The 19,503-nt window shown below is 45.0% G+C and carries 17 protein-coding genes; 12 read left to right on the top strand and 5 right to left on the bottom strand.

Annotated elements, in window-relative coordinates; genetic code table 11:
• Positions 1 to 54: 54 nt before the first annotated feature.
• Positions 55 to 2,640, top strand: coding sequence for an ATP-dependent chaperone ClpB (gene clpB / locus A9E74_RS09865; protein WP_069296458.1), 2,586 nt, complete (start codon positions 55 to 57; stop codon positions 2,638 to 2,640).
• A gap of 222 nt (positions 2,641 to 2,862) precedes the next feature.
• Positions 2,863 to 3,711 (top strand): formate/nitrite transporter family protein, encoded by an 849-nt coding sequence (locus A9E74_RS09860; RefSeq protein WP_069296457.1) that lies wholly within the window; start codon positions 2,863 to 2,865, stop codon positions 3,709 to 3,711.
• Positions 3,712 to 3,756: 45 nt separating this feature from the next.
• Here the strand turns inward: A9E74_RS09860 and cynS are convergent, their stop codons facing one another.
• The 4 genes from cynS to A9E74_RS09840 form a co-directional block, all read right to left on the bottom strand.
• Positions 3,757 to 4,197 (bottom strand): cyanase, encoded by a 441-nt coding sequence (cynS, locus tag A9E74_RS09855; RefSeq protein WP_069296456.1) that lies wholly within the window; start codon positions 4,195 to 4,197, stop codon positions 3,757 to 3,759.
• 75 nt (positions 4,198 to 4,272) lie between these two features.
• Positions 4,273 to 5,100, bottom strand: a complete 828-nt coding sequence (locus A9E74_RS09850) for a formate/nitrite transporter family protein (protein WP_069296455.1) — start codon at positions 5,098 to 5,100, stop codon at positions 4,273 to 4,275.
• A gap of 187 nt (positions 5,101 to 5,287) precedes the next feature.
• Positions 5,288 to 7,252, bottom strand: a complete 1,965-nt coding sequence (locus tag A9E74_RS09845) for a putative bifunctional diguanylate cyclase/phosphodiesterase (RefSeq protein WP_245652136.1) — start codon at positions 7,250 to 7,252, stop codon at positions 5,288 to 5,290.
• 237 nt (positions 7,253 to 7,489) lie between these two features.
• Complete coding sequence (locus A9E74_RS09840) at positions 7,490 to 8,356, bottom strand: SDR family NAD(P)-dependent oxidoreductase (protein WP_069296453.1); 867 nt, start codon at positions 8,354 to 8,356, stop codon at positions 7,490 to 7,492.
• A gap of 103 nt (positions 8,357 to 8,459) precedes the next feature.
• Between A9E74_RS09840 and A9E74_RS09835 the strand changes: the two genes are divergently transcribed.
• Positions 8,460 to 9,293, top strand: coding sequence for a CheR family methyltransferase (locus tag A9E74_RS09835; protein ID WP_069296452.1), 834 nt, complete (start codon positions 8,460 to 8,462; stop codon positions 9,291 to 9,293).
• On the opposite strand, the gene A9E74_RS09830 is transcribed toward A9E74_RS09835, so the two are convergent.
• Positions 9,290 to 9,973: a DUF4126 domain-containing protein gene (locus A9E74_RS09830; protein WP_069296451.1), complete on the bottom strand. Its 684-nt coding sequence runs from the start codon at positions 9,971 to 9,973 to the stop codon at positions 9,290 to 9,292. The genes A9E74_RS09835 and A9E74_RS09830 overlap by 4 nt on opposite strands.
• Before the next feature lie 71 nt (positions 9,974 to 10,044).
• Between A9E74_RS09830 and A9E74_RS09825 the strand changes: the two genes are divergently transcribed.
• The 9 genes from A9E74_RS09825 to A9E74_RS09785 all read left to right on the top strand — a co-directional run.
• A complete protein-coding gene (locus A9E74_RS09825; protein ID WP_069296450.1) occupies positions 10,045 to 10,803 on the top strand; it encodes a Nif3-like dinuclear metal center hexameric protein in 759 nt (252 codons plus the stop codon).
• A 35-nt stretch (positions 10,804 to 10,838) separates the two neighbouring features.
• Positions 10,839 to 12,173, top strand: coding sequence for a YhjD/YihY/BrkB family envelope integrity protein (locus tag A9E74_RS09820; RefSeq protein WP_084003033.1), 1,335 nt, complete (start codon positions 10,839 to 10,841; stop codon positions 12,171 to 12,173).
• Positions 12,170 to 13,390 (top strand): bifunctional phosphopantothenoylcysteine decarboxylase/phosphopantothenate--cysteine ligase CoaBC, encoded by a 1,221-nt coding sequence (gene coaBC / locus A9E74_RS09815; RefSeq protein ID WP_069296448.1) that lies wholly within the window; start codon positions 12,170 to 12,172, stop codon positions 13,388 to 13,390. The genes A9E74_RS09820 and coaBC overlap by 4 nt, the downstream gene beginning before the upstream one ends.
• Positions 13,371 to 13,826 (top strand): dUTP diphosphatase, encoded by a 456-nt coding sequence (gene dut / locus A9E74_RS09810; protein WP_069296447.1) that lies wholly within the window; start codon positions 13,371 to 13,373, stop codon positions 13,824 to 13,826. Before coaBC ends, dut begins: the two co-directional genes overlap by 20 nt.
• Positions 13,827 to 13,834: 8 nt before the next feature.
• Positions 13,835 to 16,144 carry a phosphomannomutase/phosphoglucomutase gene (locus A9E74_RS09805; protein ID WP_136554712.1) on the top strand — a complete coding sequence of 770 codons (2,310 nt, stop codon included), beginning with the start codon at positions 13,835 to 13,837 and terminating at the stop codon, positions 16,142 to 16,144.
• 110 nt (positions 16,145 to 16,254) lie between these two features.
• On the top strand, positions 16,255 to 17,160 hold the full coding sequence (argB, locus tag A9E74_RS09800; protein ID WP_069296446.1) for an acetylglutamate kinase: 906 nt from the start codon (positions 16,255 to 16,257) through the stop codon (positions 17,158 to 17,160).
• Complete coding sequence (gene slmA, locus A9E74_RS09795; RefSeq protein WP_069296445.1) at positions 17,157 to 17,771, top strand: nucleoid occlusion factor SlmA; 615 nt, start codon at positions 17,157 to 17,159, stop codon at positions 17,769 to 17,771. Before argB ends, slmA begins: the two co-directional genes overlap by 4 nt.
• Positions 17,732 to 18,187 carry a response regulator transcription factor gene (locus tag A9E74_RS09790; RefSeq protein WP_141696794.1) on the top strand — a complete coding sequence of 152 codons (456 nt, stop codon included), beginning with the start codon at positions 17,732 to 17,734 and terminating at the stop codon, positions 18,185 to 18,187. The genes slmA and A9E74_RS09790 overlap by 40 nt, the downstream gene beginning before the upstream one ends.
• 193 nt (positions 18,188 to 18,380) lie before the next feature.
• Positions 18,381 to 19,503, top strand: a 1,123-nt coding sequence (locus tag A9E74_RS09785) for a retention module-containing protein (protein WP_141696793.1), incomplete at its 3' end; no start/stop codon positions are given.

The following is a 19,503-nucleotide window of genomic DNA, read 5'->3' as shown; positions in this document are numbered from 1 at the left end:
TCCATTCGGCACCCCCCATTTTGTAATTAACATATTTTTTACAGGGATATTACGATGCAAGCTGATAAATTCACTAGCAAATTCCAGGATGCATTGGGCGCAGCACAAAGTCTTGCTGTCGGCCGCGATCATCAGATCATCGAACCCGCGCATTTACTGTTGGCATTACTGAATCAACAAGGTGGCACCGTTAAACCTTTGCTGGCGCAAAGTGGTGTCAACGTGCCTGCCTATCAAGCTGATCTTGAAGCACAGCTAAATCGTTTTCCCCAAGTGGAAGGCGGGAATGGCGATATTCGGATTTCTGCTGATTTAAGTCGTCTGTTAAATCAAACTGATAAATTGGCCCAACAACGTCAGGATCAGTTTATTTCCAGTGAGTTATTGATACTGGCGGCGGTTGAAGATAAAAATCAGACTGGTGAGTTATTGCGTAAACATGGCGCTAACAAAACCAATATTAATAACGTGATTGAAAAAATTCGTGGGGGCGAACGCGTGACTGATCAAAATGCAGAAGAACAACGTCAGGCGCTGGAAAAATACACTATTGATCTGACTGCTCGTGCCGAGAGCGGCAAGCTGGATCCGGTGATTGGTCGGGATGATGAAATTCGCCGCACCATACAAGTTTTGCAACGCCGTACCAAAAACAATCCAGTGTTGATTGGTGAACCGGGTGTCGGTAAAACAGCGATTGTGGAAGGCCTCGCACAACGAATAGTCAATGGTGAAGTGCCTGAAGGCATGAAAAACAAACGCGTTTTGGCTTTGGATATGGGCTCATTGATTGCCGGTGCCAAATTCCGTGGCGAGTTTGAAGAACGCTTAAAAGCAGTGCTGAATGATCTGTCTAAACAGGAAGGGCAAATCATCCTGTTTATCGACGAAATTCATACCATGGTAGGGGCCGGCAAAGCCGAGGGTGCGATGGATGCAGGCAATATGCTTAAACCTGCTCTGGCACGAGGCGAATTGCATTGCATCGGCGCCACAACATTGGATGAATACCGCCAATATGTTGAAAAAGATGCTGCGCTGGAACGGCGTTTTCAGAAAGTGCTGGTGGGCGAACCTAGTGTCGAATCCACCATTGCCATCTTACGCGGCTTAAGTGAGCGTTATGAAGTGCATCATGGTGTGGAAATCACTGATCCGGCTATTGTGGCTGCAGCCAACTTATCGCATCGTTATATTACCGACAGAAATTTGCCGGATAAAGCCATTGACCTGATCGATGAAGCTGCCAGCCGCATTCGGATGGAAATCGATTCCAAACCGGAAGTACTGGATCGTCTGGAAAGACGGTTAATTCAGCTGAAAATTGAACGTGTGGCTTTACAGAAAGAATCGGATGAAGCATCCAAAAAACGTTTGGATACGCTGGAAACCGAGATGAAAAAGCTGGCACGCGAATATACCGATTTGGAAGAAGTCTGGAAGTCGGAAAAAGCCGCTTTGCATGGCAGTCAGCACATTAAAGAAGAATTGGAAAAAGCCCGTTTGGAGCTGGAATCAGCTAACCGTAGTGGCAATCTGGAAAAAATGTCGGAACTGCAATATGGGCGTATTCCTGCTTTAGAAAAGCAGTATGACCTGGCCACACAAGCTGAAATGCAGGAATTCACTTTGCTGAGAAACAAAGTTGGTGAAGAGGAAATCGCTGAAGTAGTTTCTAAATGGACAGGTATTCCGGTTTCCAAAATGCTGGAAGGTGAACGCGATAAATTGCTGAAAATGGATGAAGCTTTGCACCAACGGGTTATTGGTCAGGATGAAGCAGTTAATTCGGTTGCTAATGCGATACGTCGCAGTCGTGCCGGATTGTCGGATCCGAATCGTCCAAATGGTTCATTCTTATTTTTAGGACCAACTGGTGTTGGTAAAACCGAGCTATGTAAATCGCTGGCGACTTTCCTATTTGATACCGAAGAGGCCATGGTACGCATTGATATGTCTGAGTTTATGGAAAAACATTCGGTGGCACGTCTGGTTGGCGCTCCTCCAGGTTATGTCGGTTATGAAGAAGGCGGTTATCTGACGGAAGCGGTGCGTCGCAAACCGTATTCAGTGATCTTGTTGGATGAAGTCGAAAAAGCCCATCCGGATGTGTTCAATATTCTGCTGCAGGTTTTGGATGATGGCCGTTTGACTGATGGCCAAGGCCGCACGGTGGACTTTCGTAATACGGTTATTGTGATGACCTCTAATCTGGGATCTAGCATTATTCAGGAAATGGCTGGAGAAGATAATTACGAAGCGATGAAAAATGCGGTTATGGAAATTGTCGGTCAGCATTTCCGTCCGGAATTCATCAATCGTGTCGATGATGTGGTGGTATTCCATCCTTTACAAAAATCGCAAATCCGAGCCATTGCCGATATCCAGCTGGAACATTTACGCCAGCGTCTGGCTGAAAAAGAGATGGGGCTGGAGTTATCTGATGCAGCTTTGGATATGTTATCGGAAGCCGGTTTTGACCCGGTTTATGGTGCACGTCCATTGAAACGGGTTATTCAGCATCAACTGGAAAATCCACTGGCTCAAGCCTTGTTGTCCGGTCGCTTTGTGGCAGGCCATGTCATTAAAGTTGATGTGCAGGACGAAGATCTGGTGTTTACCAGTGAATTGCGACACTAAGCTAAAATGAAAATGATTGTCGGGCTGGAAGAACATCTCATCCAGCCCGGCTTTTGTTTATTCTCAGATGTTTAATACCTGTTTGAATGTTCAATAATCCGTTAGATTTATCTTTAGCCGTTTTATAATCACCTTATTCTCGGGAAAGCAATCCCTGCAAAGTGCTGTAAGCCACTGATATAATGCCCGACTTTCTCCCTCACACTCACAGGTAGCTAACAAATGTCTGATTTCGGCAAGTATGTCGATGCCTTCACGCCAGCGGAAGTCGCGGAAAAAGTCAAAACCGTTGGGGTGGATAAGGCCAATATGTCACTTATCCCGTTAGTGATTCTGTCATTGATGGCCGGGGCGTTTATCTCGTTTGCTGCAATGTATTACACGGTGGTTATGACAGACGCCGGTGCAGCATATGGAATGGCAAGATTGCTAGGCGGTTTAGTATTTGCGTTGGGCTTTATCCTGGTGGTAATAGCTGGAGCAGAGTTATTTACCGGTAATACGCTGGTGGTCATGGCTTATGCGAAAGGGCAAGTCAGTTTCAAAGCATTAATGCGTAACTGGGGTATTGTCTATTTCGGCAACCTGGTGGGGGCGCTGGTAACCGTCTATCTGGTGTATCTCTCTGGATACCTGACGGACGGAAATTATGGTGTAGGGGTGACAGCCATTAAAACAGGTCTGATAAAAGTTGATCATTCGATCACCGAAGCCTTTGTGCGCGGTTTACTGTGTAATGTTTTAGTGTGTCTAAGCAGCTGGATGGTCTATGCATCACGCAGTGTCACCGATAAAGTATTGGCTGTGCTGTTTCCTATCTCTGGCTTTGTGGCAATGGGCTTTGAGCATTCTGTGGCAAATATGTACATGATTCCGGTTGCGATGATTGCAGCAACCGATCAGGCGATTGTGGCTGCCGGGCATTTTGATGCAGCTCAATTAGCGACGCTGGATTTTGCCGGTTTGATGGGTAACCTTATTCCGGTCACTTTGGGTAATATTGTAGGTGGTGCTGGATTTGTGGCGATGACCTACTATCTGGTCTACGTGTACGCTCGTCCGAATCGGTAAAAAGAACATAAGGTGCACTGCGTTGAGCAGTGCACCTGTTTTTATTTACCAAGATTTGTACGGCAGGAATTTGCCATCTAAGGTAATTACAATCCGGTCACCTTTTGGATCCGGTTTTTTCTCAATATTCATCGCAAAATCAATGGCACTGACAATGCCATCACCGCATTTTTCGTGCACAATTTCTTTAATGGTTGGGCCATAAACCGACATCATTTCATACAAACGATATAGCAAAGGATCCGTTGGTACAGTTTGTTCCCATTGTTTGTTTGGGTATTTTTGCAGGGCCAATTCGACTTCGGTACCCAGATCCATCATCTGACATAGCTTTTTGGCCGTTTCAACGGGCATGCTATTCATGCCGAGGCAGGCAGAGGCTGTCCATTCCGGTGACATGCCAATCGCTGCACCTATTTTTTCCCAAGTCAGTTCTTTGGTTTCTTTTGCCACCATAATGGCTTGCGTCATAGCAAGTTTATTCATTGTTACTCCAAAATATCTGTTTGTATTTGAATAAAAAACCTGACACCCAGAACAGGTGCCAGGCCAACGAGGAAATCAATTCATTTTTTCGGAAAATTCAGCGGTAGGTGCGCCAGTTTTGTAATGCGTCGCATACAACATGCCACCAGTCAGCACCAAGCCACCCACCAGATTACCGAGGATAACCGGGATTTCATTCCATAATAACCAGTCAGCGATAGTGATGTCAGCGCCCATCAGCATGCCCATTGGGAACAAGAACATATTCACTACGGCATGTTCGAAGACCAGCCCGAAAAACACCGCAATTGGTAACCACATGGCAATTACTTTGCCCCCTACCGAATTAGATAGCATGGCGCCAACAACACCGGTTGAGACCATCCAGTTACACAGCACGCCAGCAACAAAAACAGTTAACCAGCCAGCACCGCCATGTGCAGCAAATCCTAGGGTACGTGCTTCAGCCGCTTTAGCAATTGCCTGACCGGCAGCACCCGGTTCGGTAGTGAAAGCAAATGTCCAGGCAATACCCACCAGTAACGCCGTGGTCAAAGCGCCTAATAAGTTACCTAAGCCGACCAGCAGCCAGTTTTTCATCATGCCTTTGAAAGTGCAGCCGCGTCTTTTATCTAACAACGCTAATGGAACTAGAGCAAATACACCGGTCAACAAGTCAAAACCGAGTAAGTTCAATAAGACAAAACCAACAGGGAAAACCAAGGCGCCAACAATCGGCAAACCAGTTTGTACGGCAGTGGTGACCGCAAAGGCAACGGCCAGAGTTAAAATAGCTCCTGCCATGTAAGATCGAATTAATACATCCCGTGTCGCCATTTTGAGTTTGGCTTCACCGGCATCGACCATTTTCTTGGCAAATTCGCTGGGCAAGAGATAAGACATAAACACTCCAGAGTAAGATTGATATTAAACAGGTAAGCAGTTTGCATGTTTTGTGCCTAACTTGATTTATATAGTTAAATCAGTTTGTTAGGTTTTTTTTGCCTTGTGGCGCTACTGAATTTGCACCAAATTGAAACGACATGTTGGTGCCGCTGCACAAGCATGAAGCGTTATTTCATACACAAAATCAACTGGAAAGAGGTGGAGACCAGGCTAGAGTATTAAGCAAATCTGGCTGTGGTCGACCGATGTAGTAACCTTGCCCAAAATCAACCCCATAACCTCTTAGCAGAGCTAAGATGTCAGCGTTTTCAACAAATTCAGCTGTAGTTTTACGGTTTAATCCTTTGGCGACATCCACCAAGGCTTTGACAAACAGTTGATCATCCGCATTTTTATCCAGATTTTTAATAAAGATTCCATCTATTTTGATGATATCGACCGGTAGTTCCCGCATATAATTAAACGACGAAAAACCAACGCCAAAGTCATCCAGCGAGAACCTGCAACCAAGGGCTTTAATGGCTTGCATCATTGCTTTGGCCTGCTGAAGGTTGGAGACGGCGACAGTTTCGGTGATTTCAAAAATAATGCCGTTGGGATCTACCTGATATTCAGCGATAGTGCTTTCCAGTAACGGCAATAATCGTGAGGTATCAATCACCAAGCCGGATAAATTAATGGCAAAACTGATATTAGGTTTTTGCTTTTGTAATAGTCCTAATTGTTTCAGGGCATGTTTGATAACGTAATGATCTATTTGCTGGATCAAACCCACTTGTTCAGCAATCTGGATAAATTTACCCGGTAAACGCATTTCACCGGTGTGAGGATCCCGCATACGAATCAAGACTTCGTAATGTTCAATTTTGTTGTTATCTAATTCCAGAATGGGCTGATAAAACAGCACAAACAGATCTTGTTCCAGTGCTTGTTCGATGCGGTGTTTCCACAACACCCGCGCTTCAAGCTGCTCACGAGTTCGATCATCCACTGAAAAGATATGAAAATTGCCTTTGCCTAGAGCTTTTGCCTGATACATCGCCAGATCGGCAAAGCCCATCAGCTCATGAATACTGGCATCCTGAAGGGGAAAGTGCACGATACCAATGCTGGTCGAAACCTTGTGTTGTACGGCACCATATTCAAGCTGAATCGTGCTCAACTCATGAATCACTTTTTTTGCCAGGGTAATAGCGCCATCAACATCACTCTCAGGCATTAGAATGGCAAATTCGTCACCCCCTAATCTGGCAACCAAATCGGTAAATCGGGTAACACGTTTTAGAGTACGGGCAACCAAAATTAATAATTCATCTCCAGCGCGGTGTCCGCTGGTATCGTTAATATCCTTGAATTGGTCCAGATCGAGATAGAGCAGCGTGTTTTGATGGTGATAACGAATCGCCATACGTAACGATTTTTCGAATTCTTCAATAAATTTTCGCCGATTGCATAAATCGGTTAACGGATCGTGTTCTGCCATCCAGACGATGCGTTTCTCCGCTTCCTTTTTATCAGTCATATCCAGGCCAACCGATAAAATCACTGCCTGTTGATTGTCGTGTTCCAAACGTGAATGCAGCCAGGAAATCTGGCGGATAAGACCGTTTTTATCAATAAGTTCAGAATCCTGCTGGGCAATGCGTTGATGCCCAGCCAATAATTCATTGAAGTGAATATTCGCTTCGGTCCAATGACTGGCGGGAAACATTCGGGCGACATTGGTACCGAGCATTTCGTCTTTGTTAAAACCTGTAATTTTTTCGCCGTAATCATTAAATAACGAAATTTCAAATTTTTTATTAATGGTTAAAACAATTAACTGGGCGGTATCGAGCAAACTTTTAATAAAGTCGCGTTCTTTTCGCAGCTCACGGTTTTTTATCTGTACCTGTTGATTACGCAGTCGCCCATGCTGGTCCAATTGATCCAAAACATTGATCAGGTGGTTGGTAATATTGGAGAGATCAATAACTTCCTGATCAGAGTTGTTAATGCTTGTTTCAGATAATAAAAGACGGGCTTGCTGATATTTTTTTGCTGACAACAAAGGCAAGGCCAGCGATATTTGCTCGATCTGTGACAAGGGTTTGGATAGACGCTTTAAACCCCACAGGGTTAATAACAGTGAAAATATTATGATAAGCAAAAACGGCGGCAGATAAATACTGAAGAGCTGGCTCGGATCAAAAGATCCATACTGAAAGTTCAAGTGGCCAACCAGAAATAACAGGATTAAACCGGCGATAAAACTACTAAAAAAAATACTGCAGGCTGTTTTCCAGTGAAGTTGGAGGTTTGACATCCTAGCCATTTCAATCAAATCCCTTGGAAATATAATGCTGGCGATTATGGCATATCAATTGGATGAAAAAATATAGACTGCTTAACGTTGTTCACCACGCGAGACACGGCTCAATACCCAATCTAAGGCGCTTGCAGGTAATATGCGTTTGAGATAGCCAAACAAATAGGTAGGGAAGGTTACGTAATAACGTATTTTGGGTCGGTCAGACTCAATTGCATGCACTAATTTATCTACAACAGCTTTGGCTGGAAGAGTAAAAGGTGCGGCCGGCCCGGGGGTTAACAAACGCTTTTCCATTGCCTCATAAATCGTATGATGGCTGCTGGTGTTTTTATCGATATGTTGCTGATATTTTGCAAAGGCATTTTGGCGGAAATGGCTGGTAATCGGACCGGGTTCGATAAGCGAAATATCGATTCCTGTGCCTTTGAGTTCAAGGCGCAAGGTATCAGCCAGTCCTTCAATAGCAAATTTACTGGCATTGTAAGCACCGCGATATGGTAAGGAGACTAAGCCTAAAACAGAACTGTTATAGATAATTCTGCCGAAACCCTGTTGTCGCATTTTTTTGATAACGAGGTTGGTTAACTCTTGTGTGCCGAATACATTGGTTTCAAATTGTTCGCGTAGCGCGGTACGGGATAAATCTTCCACCGCGCCAGGTTGGCCATAGGCAGCGTTATTGAATAATACGTCGATATGACCGTTAAAAATCTCTGAGGTGGCTTCAACAGCCTGATGGATAGAAGCGCTATCATTGAGATCGCATAACAAATTACTGATGCCTGCTGCAGTTAACGGGGAGTGATCGGCCGGATTCCTGATAGTAGCAATTACGTGATGGCCCCTAGCATGTAACATTTTTGCTGCTTGCAGGCCAATACCGCTGGAGCATCCAGTGATCAGAATGTTACGTTGTTTACTATTGGGCTTGTTTTTTGACATATAAGCAATCAGAGTATATTTAAATCACATTGGCTAAACATTTAAGCATAATGGCCGCTAAGGGTTACAGACAAAATCATTAGGGTTGAGGTACATCGCAGGTATGTTACAAGGAAATGACATTAGTCAGGCCGATTACGAACGGTTTCGGCTTTTTTTGGAACAAGCCTGCGGCATCGTTTTGGGCGATGGTAAACAATATTTAATTGTCAGTCGGTTGACTAAATTATTACGCGACGAAAAGATTCCATCAGTAGCCGATTTGTTAAATGCCATTCAGCGGGGCCATCCCCGTCATTTACGTGATGCAGTCATCGATGCGATGACCACTAATGAAACTTCGTGGTTTCGTGATGGTGGACCATTTGAAGTATTTGAAAAGATGACACTGGCTGATTTGGAGACTCGGATAACACCACCCTGCAAAATCTGGTCTGCTGCCTGTTCCTCAGGGCAAGAACCTTATACCATCAGTATGATTCTCAGCGAATACATTCGTAAAAAACCGGATAGCCGACTCAAGAGTACACAAATCATCGCTACCGATATTTCCAACAGTATGCTGGCCATGGCAAGACGCGGTATCTATGAAGAACACGCGCTGATTAGAGGGATTTCTGCAGCCAGACGTCAACAGTTTTTCAAACAGCTGGAAGGTAGCTGGCATATTGTTGATGAACTCAAACAACGGGTGCAGTTTCGTGAACAGAACTTATTGCAGAGCTATACCGGATTGGGACGCTTTGACGTGATCTTGTGCCGCAATGTACTGATTTACTTTTCATCACAACGCAAAACAGACATTCTGACCCGGCTTGCACAGTCATTAAATCCGGGTGGTTATTTGTTTTTAGGCGCTTCAGAAACTATCAGCGGTTATACCGATGCGTTTGATCTACAACGTACGCCGCATGGCGTGGTGTATCGTCGCCGTTAAAGGTCTGTTTTATCAGCTTCGGACTTAACCAATATCGGCTCAGCAGCTGGTGAACTCGAAGCAGCATTTGTTCTTTCCGGTTTTTTGCACCAGCCCAACCAGCTTCCAATATATTGTAGAACCGTTTTTATCAGCCGCCACAAACGCGGTAACAGCCAAATCATTAATAGAACAAAAATCAGTAACGCGGCCAGAAACCATAGTGGATGAGTCAGTGCTGTCCATAACCCGGCAATCACCAGTAAATCTTCGGTTATTGAGGCACCCCAGTTGCTGAAGGGCTCAGGAGAGGTATTTATCAGTAGTCGACTGCCTGCTTTAGTGGCATGAGTTGCCGCAGCAAGTCCGCCACCCAGAATACCCGCAGTAAGTTCAATCGCCGGACTGACATCACCAACCGCACTGGCCGCCAACATGGCACCTGCCGGAATACGGATAAAGGTATGCAGGGTATCCCAGCCGGTATCGACGCCAGGTATCTTATCGGCAAAGAATTCTACACAGTACATTACAGCCGCAGCAGTCATCACCAGAGGGTCGCTGAGTACCTGCAACTCATCCGGCAGTATGATATGGCCTGTAGTGCCCATATAGCCGAGCATGAATACGGCTGCGTATAAGTTGATTCCACTGGCCCATGCGGCGCCCATACTCAGCGCAATAATACTTACAGCATCCATTTTAAGACTCCTGTTTGTTATAGTGGCTAGGGTCAGGATAAACAGACCCTGGAGTTTTTGGAGTGATATGGATGATAACCCGAACAGAGCTGCTCGCCTATCTTGATGACCTATTAGAAACATCAAGATTTCAGGACTATTGTCCCAATGGTTTGCAAGTGGAAGGTAAACAGCAGATTAAAACTTTGGTTACTGGTGTTACGGCAAGTCAGGCATTGCTGGATGCTGCTGTAGCCAATAATGCTGATGCGATACTGGTGCATCATGGCTATTTTTGGCGTGGTGAATCATCCCCGGTGACCGGTCTTAAATATCAGCGACTAAAAACCTTGTTGACACACGATATTAACCTTATTGCATATCATCTTCCATTAGATGCTCATACCGAGTTTGGCAACAATGTGCAGTTGGCAAAAATACTGGATATTGAAATTGATGGTCGTATTTCAGCTACTGGCGATCCGGCTATTGCTTTGTGTGGATGCTTAAAAACGCCGCAAAGCTTAGCTGAATTTTCTTCGTATATTGATCAACAGCTTGGGCGTAAGCCCACCGTTATCGCCGGACATGATCGTGCGATCACTACCCTGGGCTGGTGTACTGGAGCAGCGCAAGGCTATATTCAGCAGGCGGCAGAGTTAGGACTGGATGCATTTATCAGCGGTGAAGTCTCCGAACAAACCACGCATTTGGCTCGAGAGCTGGGAATTCATTATATTGCTGCAGGACATCACGCGACTGAACGTTATGGGGTTAAGGCATTGGGCGAACATATTGCAGAGCAATTTGGCCTGCACCATGCCTTCATCGATATTGATAATCCAGTCTAATGGATAAACAAAAGGCCATAAGAATGGTAACGAATATGAGTGAGCGGATAGACAAGATAAAACATTTCTTTCAGGTACAGATCTGGCAGGAAGCGGCACAAGGAACCAGCAGAATACGTCGTCTGACAAACCATGCTGTGCGAGTGATCTTTGTGATGATCCGTCAATTGTCGACTGGTGAACTGAATTTAAGGGCTATGAGTCTGGTGTTTACCACCTTATTGTCATTAGTGCCGTTAATTGCTGTGGCTTTCTCAGTGCTGAAAGCTTTCGGTGTGCATAACCAGATTGAACCGGTGTTGTTGAACTTCATGACTCCGCTTGGTGACCGGGGTGCAGAGATGACTGCCAATATTATTGGCTTTGTGGAAAACGTTAAAGTTGGTGTGCTCGGATCCATCGGTTTGGGAATGCTCTTTTATACGATTATTGCACTGGTACAAAAAGTCGAAAGTGCGTTCAATTATGTTTGGCGAGTCAAGCGCCCCAGAACATTGGCGCGTCGTTTTACCGACTATTTAAGTGTCGTGATGATTGGTCCCGTTTTAGTGTTTTCAGCATTAGGTATTGCCGCTACCGTCATGAAGCATGATGTGGTGCTAACGCTGCAATCCATAGAGCCATTTGGGACTTTGTTATTGATACTGACGAAGTTATTGCCGTATTTCATGATTGTATTGGCATTTACCTTTCTTTATACCTTTATCCCCAATACCAAGGTGAAACTTGCTCCAGCATTGGGTGGAGCAATGGTGGCAGGTGCCTTGTGGATTGGTCTGGGAACATTATTTGCGACATTTGTGGCTTCATCATCCAATTACACGGCAATCTATTCCAGTTTTGCCATTTTGTTTTTCTTTATGATCTGGCTCTATCTGGGCTGGTATATTCTGTTGACCGGTTCTCAGGTCGCTTTTTATTTGCAGCACCCAAGGTTTGTGTTGATGGGCGGCAAAACGCTGGTATTAAGTCCACGTTTGCGTGAGAAAAAGGGCTTGTGGCTGATGACGATTATTGCCCGCCGTTTTTGTAATAAACAGCCTGCATACAGCCTCTCAGAATTGGAGCAGCTTACCGCGTTAAGCAGTGAAAATTTAGAAGATTTATTGGGCATGCTGGAGGATGGTGGTTTTCTGGTAGAAGTAGCTGGCGATAAAATCGCCTATACATTAGCTGGCGATGTCAGCGAAATTCGCGTCGGAGAAATATTGGCTTGTTTGCGCAGTGCTGAAGAAGTGGGTGTATCTAAACTTCAACAGCACACTGAGCCGGGTATCGAAGCATTTTTCAGCGAGATGACGGAAGCACAAAATGATGTTTTGGATGATTTGAGTTTGCGAGATTTAGCCATAGGTGAAAATGCAACATGATTGAAAACAATGCTTTTCATGGCAAGCGTATTTTGCTCGGCATTACCGGCAGTATTGCCGCTTACAAAGCGGCAGATCTTGTGCGTAGATTAAAAGAGCACGGCGCTGAAGTTCGGGTGATGATGAGTCGGGGAGCAACGCAGTTTATTACACCACTCACCATGCAAACAGTAAGCGGCAATCCGGTGTCATTAAATTTCTTTGATGCCGATGAAGAAGCTGCGATGGGCCATATTAAATTAGCTCGTTGGGCGGATTGGATATTGATTGCTCCAGCCACTGCCGATTGCCTGGCAAAATTGGCTCACGGTCTGGCCGATGATTTGATCTCAACGGTGTGCCTTGCTTCTGAAGCGCCGCTAATGGTGGCACCTGCAATGAACAATAAAATGTGGACGCATTCAGCTACCCAACAAAACTGTCAGATACTCAAGCAACGTGATGTCGAATTTATTGGTCCGGAAAGCGGCGATCAGGCTTGTGGTGAACAGGGTGAAGGACGTTTAATGGCTGTCGATACTATGCTGAAGCATTTGTTGACAAAAATTCAGCCGGGCCCGTTGACCGGAAAAAAAGTAGTTATCACCGCGGGTCCTACCTATGAAGCTATCGATCCAGTACGTTTTATCGCCAATCGTAGTTCAGGGAAAATGGGCTATGCGCTGGCACAAGCCGCTGCTGAAGCTGGCGCAGATGTGACACTGATTTCCGGGCCGGTAGCACTGACAGCTCCTATTGGAATAACCTTTTTGAAGGTGGAAACAGCCCAGCAAATGTATGACGCTGTGATGAGCCATTTAGCACAAACGACCGTTTTTATTGGTTGTGCGGCGGTGGCTGATTATCGTCCTGCTGATCCTGCTCCAACAAAATTAAAAAAATCTGCCAAAGACGATTTATCACTGCAACTTCGATTGAATCCCGATATTATTACCGCGGTTGCCAGCTCAGGTGAACGGCCAGAGTTGGTAGTTGGTTTTGCCGCAGAAACAGACGATTTACAGCATTATGCACAACAAAAATTACAGCATAAAGGTCTGGATATGATTGCTGCGAATCAAGTGGGGGATGGACTGGCTTTTGGTCAGGATAATAATGCGCTGGAAATTTTCTGGGAGGGCGGGCACAAGTCATTGCTTGAAGCCCCGAAACTTGAAATTGCACGCGAACTCATAACATTAATAACAGAGCGCTATCATGCAAAAAATTCAATTTAAAATTCTCGACCCGAGATTGGGCACTTCTATTGAACTTCCTGATTACGCCACCGCTGGTTCTGCGGGAATGGACTTGAGAGCCTGCCTTGATGAAAATCTGACATTAAATCCCGGTGAAACCATTTTGATTCCGACCGGTATTGCCATACATATTGATGATCCTGCCTTAGCGGCGATGATATTGCCTCGTTCGGGTTTAGGTCATAAACACGGTATCGTATTGGGGAATCTGGTTGGCCTGATTGATAGCGATTATCAAGGACAAATTTTTGTCTCTTGCTGGAACCGAGGCAACACACCTTTTGAAATTGTCGTTGGTGAACGTATTGCACAAATGTTGTTTGTTCCAGTGGTTCAGGTCGGCTTTGAGCAAGTGACCGAATTTACTGCCAGTGAGCGTGGCAGCGGCGGTTTTGGCCATACCGGCAGAAACTGAGCACAAACGTGCTGTTAACTCTGCAAAACCTGAAAATCTTTCGCAGAAGGCTGAGTTCTTTAGCCATTTTGTTGATGATTTTGATTGTTGTTTCAGGGCTGGCCGCTGCCATTTGGATAAACGACTATCAAAAACAATCTGCTGTAACAGTATTTAATCAACAACAAACGGAAAAGCTCGCTACCGCCGCATCAGGGCTAATCGATATGCTGCAGACCTGGCAGCAGCAATTTAATGATATGACAGCAGCAGATGCACAAGACCCGGTTGCTTATGGTTGGCCTGCAGCGTCAACGGCGTGTGTTTTGACTGAAATACCATCCGCTCCGACATCGGATGCCTGTATTCCAGTGAGCTTTGGCACCATCAACAGTCTGCGGCAGGCAGAAAAGCAAGGGATGGCTGATATTGCCGTTATGCAACCTAATACGCCTCAGGCACATATTTTATTGACCAAAAAGCTAAATGATTCAAGCTACCTGGTTTTATCCCTTCAAATGACAGAACTGGAAAATAAACTTAGAGAGCGCTATCTCACGATTGGATCTGGAAATCTGGTGTTGCAGCAAGGTGCTCAGAATTGGCTCACTTTATTAGAGCAAGGCGATAACAAAACCCAGCAATCAGGCCGTATTTATTACCAGTCATTACCGGGAGCCTATTGGCGTTTAGCCTTTTCGCCTGCTGAGAATGTGGCGAAATCGGCCGCTTGGCCAGCATTGGCCATGCTAACTATTATTGTTTTTGTCTTGTGTTGGTTAGTCGCCACTAAATTCAGTACCTTGCGAGCAAAAAAACAAGCTCAAATCGGAGCCCGCCCAAGACCTGTCGAATATGTGGAAAATGAAGTCAACATTGATAACACCCCGACGCCTGCCGTGATCCGTGTAGCGGCGCCAAAAATCAGTAAAACCGAGGCAGTTGATAGAGTAAGGCCAGTCGATATCAAGCCGGTAATTTTCAAAGCTTATGATATTCGAGGCATTGTTGGCACCCAGCTTAGTGAGCCAATTATGCGAGTCTTGGGGCTTGCCATAGGTACCGAGGCACAACATCAGGAACAGACAAGGATTATCGTCGGACGTGATGGACGACTGTCTAGTGAAAGTTTTAGTGATGCCCTGATTGAAGGCATTTTGGCCAGTGGTTGTGATGTGACGGATATTGGCGCCGTACCTACTCCGCTGGTGTATTTCGCCTCCCAGCATATGCGAACGAATTGTGGTGTAGTGGTCACCGGCAGTCACAATCCTCAAGGCTACAATGGCCTGAAAATTGTCATCAATAACAAAACCCTCGCAGGGGAAGCAATTCAGGGTATTTACCATCGTATTCAACAATCGCGCTTATATGACGGTGAAGGTCAGTTACGTCAGGCAGATATCATTGAAAGTTATATTGAAAAAGTAAAACTGGCAGTGACATTATCTCGTCCGCTGAAAGTTGGCGTGGATTGCGGTAATGGTATTGCAGGCAAAGTGGTTCCGAGATTGCTGAAAGCGATGGGCTGTGATGTACATGAGCTTTTTTGCGAAGTAGATGGACATTTTCCCAATCATCACCCAAACCCTGCTCAGCCACAGAATATGCGAGATATTTCCAAACTAGTTCGGGATAAGCATCTGGATATCGGTCTGGCATTTGATGGTGATGGAGATCGTCTGGGTGTGGTGAATGGGGAAGGCGAAATCATCTGGCCAGATCGTTTACTGATGTTATTTGCCACCGACATTCTGAAACGGCATAAAGGTTCGACCATTATTTATGACGTTAAAAGCACTGGAATGTTAGAACAGGTCATCAGCAGAGCAGGCGGTAAACCGCTTATGTGTGCATCTGGCCATTCGTTATTACGTGCAGAAATGATGAAGCATGATGCAAAATTAGCTGGCGAGTTAAGCGGCCACATCTTTTTTGCCGATAATTGGTATGGTTTCGATGATGCGTTATTTGCCGCTTGCAGGTTATTGGCGCTGATTGCCGATGACCCGCAACGAAGAGGCGCAACCGAAATTTTTGCTGCTCAACCGCAAAGCGTTAGCACACCTGAAATTTTAATTGATTTAGATACAGCAGAATGTCGGCGTTTTATGACACAATTCACCCAAAATGCTCAGTTCGATGGAGCTGAAGTCATCACCATTGATGGTGTCAGGGTGAATTTTGGCAAAGGATGGGGCCTGGTTCGAGCGTCGAATACAGTTCCTGGTTTAACCTTGCGTTTCGAAGCTGAGACAGAAGCCGATTTGGAGCAAATCAAACAACAGTTTATTCAACAGATGTTGCAAGTGAAACCCAACCTAAGCTTGAATTTTTAGTCCGCACTTGTTGAGCGTTTTTATCAAAAACAAGTTGGTCATATTTTTGCTTAAGCAAAAACAATAAAAAAGCCTGTGTTAGGTAACGCAGGACAAGGAAGAATTAGTTAATGAGTTTGAATACACAAAAAGCGTCACATATTGCTCAAGTACTTACTGAGGCGTTGCCTTATATACAACGTTTTTCCGGTAAAACATTGGTCATCAAATATGGTGGTAATGCCATGATTGATGAAACGTTGAAAAATAGTTTTGCCCGTGACGTGGTGTTACTGAAAGCCGTAGGTATTAACCCGGTTATAGTGCATGGTGGCGGACCTCAAATTGGCCAGCTTTTGGCAAAGATTGGCAAAGAATCAGAGTTCATCAACGGTATGCGGGTGACCGACACCGAGACCATGGATATTGTTGAAATGGTGCTTGGTGGGCAGGTCAATAAAAGCATTGTGAATCTGATTAATAATCATGGCGGTCGCGCGGTTGGCTTGACGGGTAAAGATGGCAGTTTAATTTTTGCAGAAAAAATGAAATTTGCTTCAGCAGACGATCTCAGCGAAGATTCGCCGGAAATGATTGATCTCGGATTCGTTGGACGAGTGACCAGTATTGATACCAGTGTCATTGATATGTTGATACACAGTGATTTTATTCCGGTCATAGCACCTATTGGTGTAGGGCAGGATGGCCAGTCCTACAATATCAATGCCGATCTGGTTGCAGGCAAAATTGCTGAAGTGTTACAGGCTGAAAAATTGATCCTATTGACAAACACGCCCGGCCTGCTGGATGCTGACGGAAAATTACTCACGGGCTTGAATGCAAAACAAGTCAATGATTTAATTGCGTCGGGTGTCATTTACGGTGGAATGTTACCTAAAATTGGCTGTGCGCTAGATGCAGTTCAAGCAGGGGTGACCAGCTCACACATCATCGATGGTCGTGTACAGCATGCGGTCTTACTGGAAATGTTTACGGATGAGGGTGTAGGTACACTTATTCGTGGAGGCGGTCGATGATGGAGCAACAATCTACGCGTGCTCAAAATAAACAGTCGCGTCATCAAGCTATACTGGAAGCATTAGCATCGCAGCTTGAACAACATCCCGGACAAAGAATTACCACGGCTCAGTTGGCTGAAAGTTTAGGAGTTTCTGAAGCGGCCCTATATCGCCACTTTCCAAGTAAAGCTCGAATGTTCGAAGGCCTTATCGAATTTTCAGAAGACACGGTATTTGGCCTTATCCGCAGAATTCTCGATGAAGACGACAATGCGGTTTCCCGATGTGAAAAAATCATGGCATTGATGCTGGGATTCAGCGCAAAAAATCCAGGCATAAGTAGCGTACTCGTTGGAACTGCACTTACAGGCGAAACAGAGCGGCTTCGCCAACGTGTTAGTCAATTTTTTGACCGATTGGAAACACAATTTCGACAAATTTTACGTGAGCGTGAATTAACCTTGACGCAAGCTGGTGGACGGCCAGTTAATGAAACAGCTAATTTGCTTCTCAGTATTGTTGAAGGGCGCTTACAGCAATTTGTTCGTAGTGGATTTCGCCAATCACCACTTCAAGGATGGGAACAACAATGGCTACTCATCAACACGATTCTCAGGACATACGCATGATCAATGTAGTGGTGTTAGGTCGCTCGATAACGAATTTAATTAATTTGGCTGAGCACGATGGTCTCAATATCAAAGTGATTGAGCCCCATACAATTGATGATGCGTTATTGGCAATAAAAGCCGCAGAAACAGATGTGACGGTCTTAGAACAGCATAACGAACAGATTAATACCGATATTTTATGTTTGGTCTTGGCAACCAATTATCCGCTTAACCAAACAATTATCCTGTCAGACAAAGTGCCGGACTTTGAGCAGTTAAAAGCAACCGGTTTTAGGGCGCGGGGATACATTACTCCCCCACAACATGACAAATTAGTAAAAGCGATTCGTGCTGTACATGACGGTGAAGCCTGGTTGCCAAGGCGTTTGGTAGCTGACATGCTAAATCATTTTGCTGCCGGTGATTTAGGCTAAGAATTGAATAATGCTCCATGATAGTGTCAGCTGGCTGAAATTTTGCATATATGCATATTGAATTTTCAACATTAATTCAATAGTTAGTACCAATGTACAGTAGATCGGTTTTAAATGTCATGGGAAACTATTTGCAAAGTAGGTCACATATTTATGTCGACCCAAGGAAGCAGCATTTCATCGGAGAAGCATTATGGCAACAGAAGCCGGTATTATTTCAGCCTTAATTGGCACCGCAACTGCTACAGCAGTCGATGGGACTGTAAGAAATTTACAAGTTGGTGACAGGGTTTACCCTAACGAGATCATTACAACTGGTCTTGCTGGTGCCATCGAAATAGAATTTCCTGACGGCAGTGTCATGGATTTGGGAAGAAACTCTCAAGCCGTTTTAGACAGTGAAACATTTGAATTAGACGTGGCAGATGCCGAAACACCGACTCCCGCCGCAGATGTCGTAGATGAAATCGAAGCAATTCAACAAGCATTATTGGCTGGCGAAGATCCAACACAAATCGCTGATGCTACTGCTGCTGGTCCTGGCGCACTGCCAACCAGTGAAGGTGGAAGCGACGCTGTAGTTGTTGATTACCTTGCTCCACGCATCACCCCTGATTCAGGTTTTGAAACAACAGGACCGGGAGTTGCTTTCTTAGATCCTCCTCCATTTGATTTTTTAGTGGATGAATCGGATGATTTGGAGCCTATCGATCCAGATCCAATTACACCTCCTCCAGTTGATAACACACCACCAGTCGCCGATCCGGTATTAACAAGTTATTCTTTTGCTTCACAGGCGCAAGAATCGCTACCGGAAGGGGCATATGTTTATAAAAATTTCACTGTTGGTGGCGGAGTAGATGAATCTGAATTCGGATTTAAATCACCTACAATATTTGAAGCAAATCCTAGTTTAGGTGGAGATGATGGTCCAGATGGTACTCCTGAATCCCTACTAACATTTACTCTAACTGCCGATCCCTCATTTGGTACGCTGTATAAATTAGTGGAAGGCGAATGGGTAGCGTTAAAGGCAGGCGAAGAAGGCAATAACACGTTTAACGCTGGTGACTCTATTCTTTGGATTGCAACGCAAGAAGAATTTTCTGCCAATATCAATACAATTACTAATAATTATGGTGATGGGGTTGGTAGTGCGGCGTGGAATGGCGTTACTCTTAAAGCAACTAAACTGAATGGACAAGAGGGTAGGCTCGCTTTTGACCAAGATGGGATAGGCGTAATTGGTGGAACAATTGTACCTAATCAGTTGGAGTATCGAGAAGGTGTCTCCGAAGAAATATCTATAAAATTCG

The sequence above is a fragment of the Methylophaga muralis genome (assembly GCF_001720165.1).
Taxonomy (GTDB): domain Bacteria; phylum Pseudomonadota; class Gammaproteobacteria; order Nitrosococcales; family Methylophagaceae; genus Methylophaga; species Methylophaga muralis.
This window is presented reverse-complemented; position numbering and strand designations above follow the sequence as displayed.

Excerpts from the sequence above, each read along its gene's own strand:
- clpB (WP_069296458.1), top strand. The coding sequence starts at position 55 with ATGCAAGCTGATAAATTCACTAGCAAATTCCAGGATGCATTGGGCGCA.
- A9E74_RS09860 (WP_069296457.1), top strand. The coding sequence starts at position 2,863 with ATGTCTGATTTCGGCAAGTATGTCGATGCCTTCACGCCAGCGGAAGTC.
- cynS (WP_069296456.1), bottom strand. The coding sequence starts at position 4,197 with ATGAATAAACTTGCTATGACGCAAGCCATTATGGTGGCAAAAGAAACC.
- A9E74_RS09850 (WP_069296455.1), bottom strand. The coding sequence starts at position 5,100 with ATGTCTTATCTCTTGCCCAGCGAATTTGCCAAGAAAATGGTCGATGCC.
- A9E74_RS09840 (WP_069296453.1), bottom strand. The coding sequence starts at position 8,356 with ATGTCAAAAAACAAGCCCAATAGTAAACAACGTAACATTCTGATCACT.
- A9E74_RS09835 (WP_069296452.1), top strand. The coding sequence starts at position 8,460 with ATGTTACAAGGAAATGACATTAGTCAGGCCGATTACGAACGGTTTCGG.
- A9E74_RS09830 (WP_069296451.1), bottom strand. The coding sequence starts at position 9,973 with ATGGATGCTGTAAGTATTATTGCGCTGAGTATGGGCGCCGCATGGGCC.
- A9E74_RS09825 (WP_069296450.1), top strand. The coding sequence starts at position 10,045 with ATGATAACCCGAACAGAGCTGCTCGCCTATCTTGATGACCTATTAGAA.
- A9E74_RS09820 (WP_084003033.1), top strand. The coding sequence starts at position 10,839 with ATGAGTGAGCGGATAGACAAGATAAAACATTTCTTTCAGGTACAGATC.
- coaBC (WP_069296448.1), top strand. The coding sequence starts at position 12,170 with ATGATTGAAAACAATGCTTTTCATGGCAAGCGTATTTTGCTCGGCATT.
- dut (WP_069296447.1), top strand. The coding sequence starts at position 13,371 with ATGCAAAAAATTCAATTTAAAATTCTCGACCCGAGATTGGGCACTTCT.
- argB (WP_069296446.1), top strand. The coding sequence starts at position 16,255 with ATGAGTTTGAATACACAAAAAGCGTCACATATTGCTCAAGTACTTACT.
- slmA (WP_069296445.1), top strand. The coding sequence starts at position 17,157 with ATGATGGAGCAACAATCTACGCGTGCTCAAAATAAACAGTCGCGTCAT.
- A9E74_RS09790 (WP_141696794.1), top strand. The coding sequence starts at position 17,732 with ATGGCTACTCATCAACACGATTCTCAGGACATACGCATGATCAATGTA.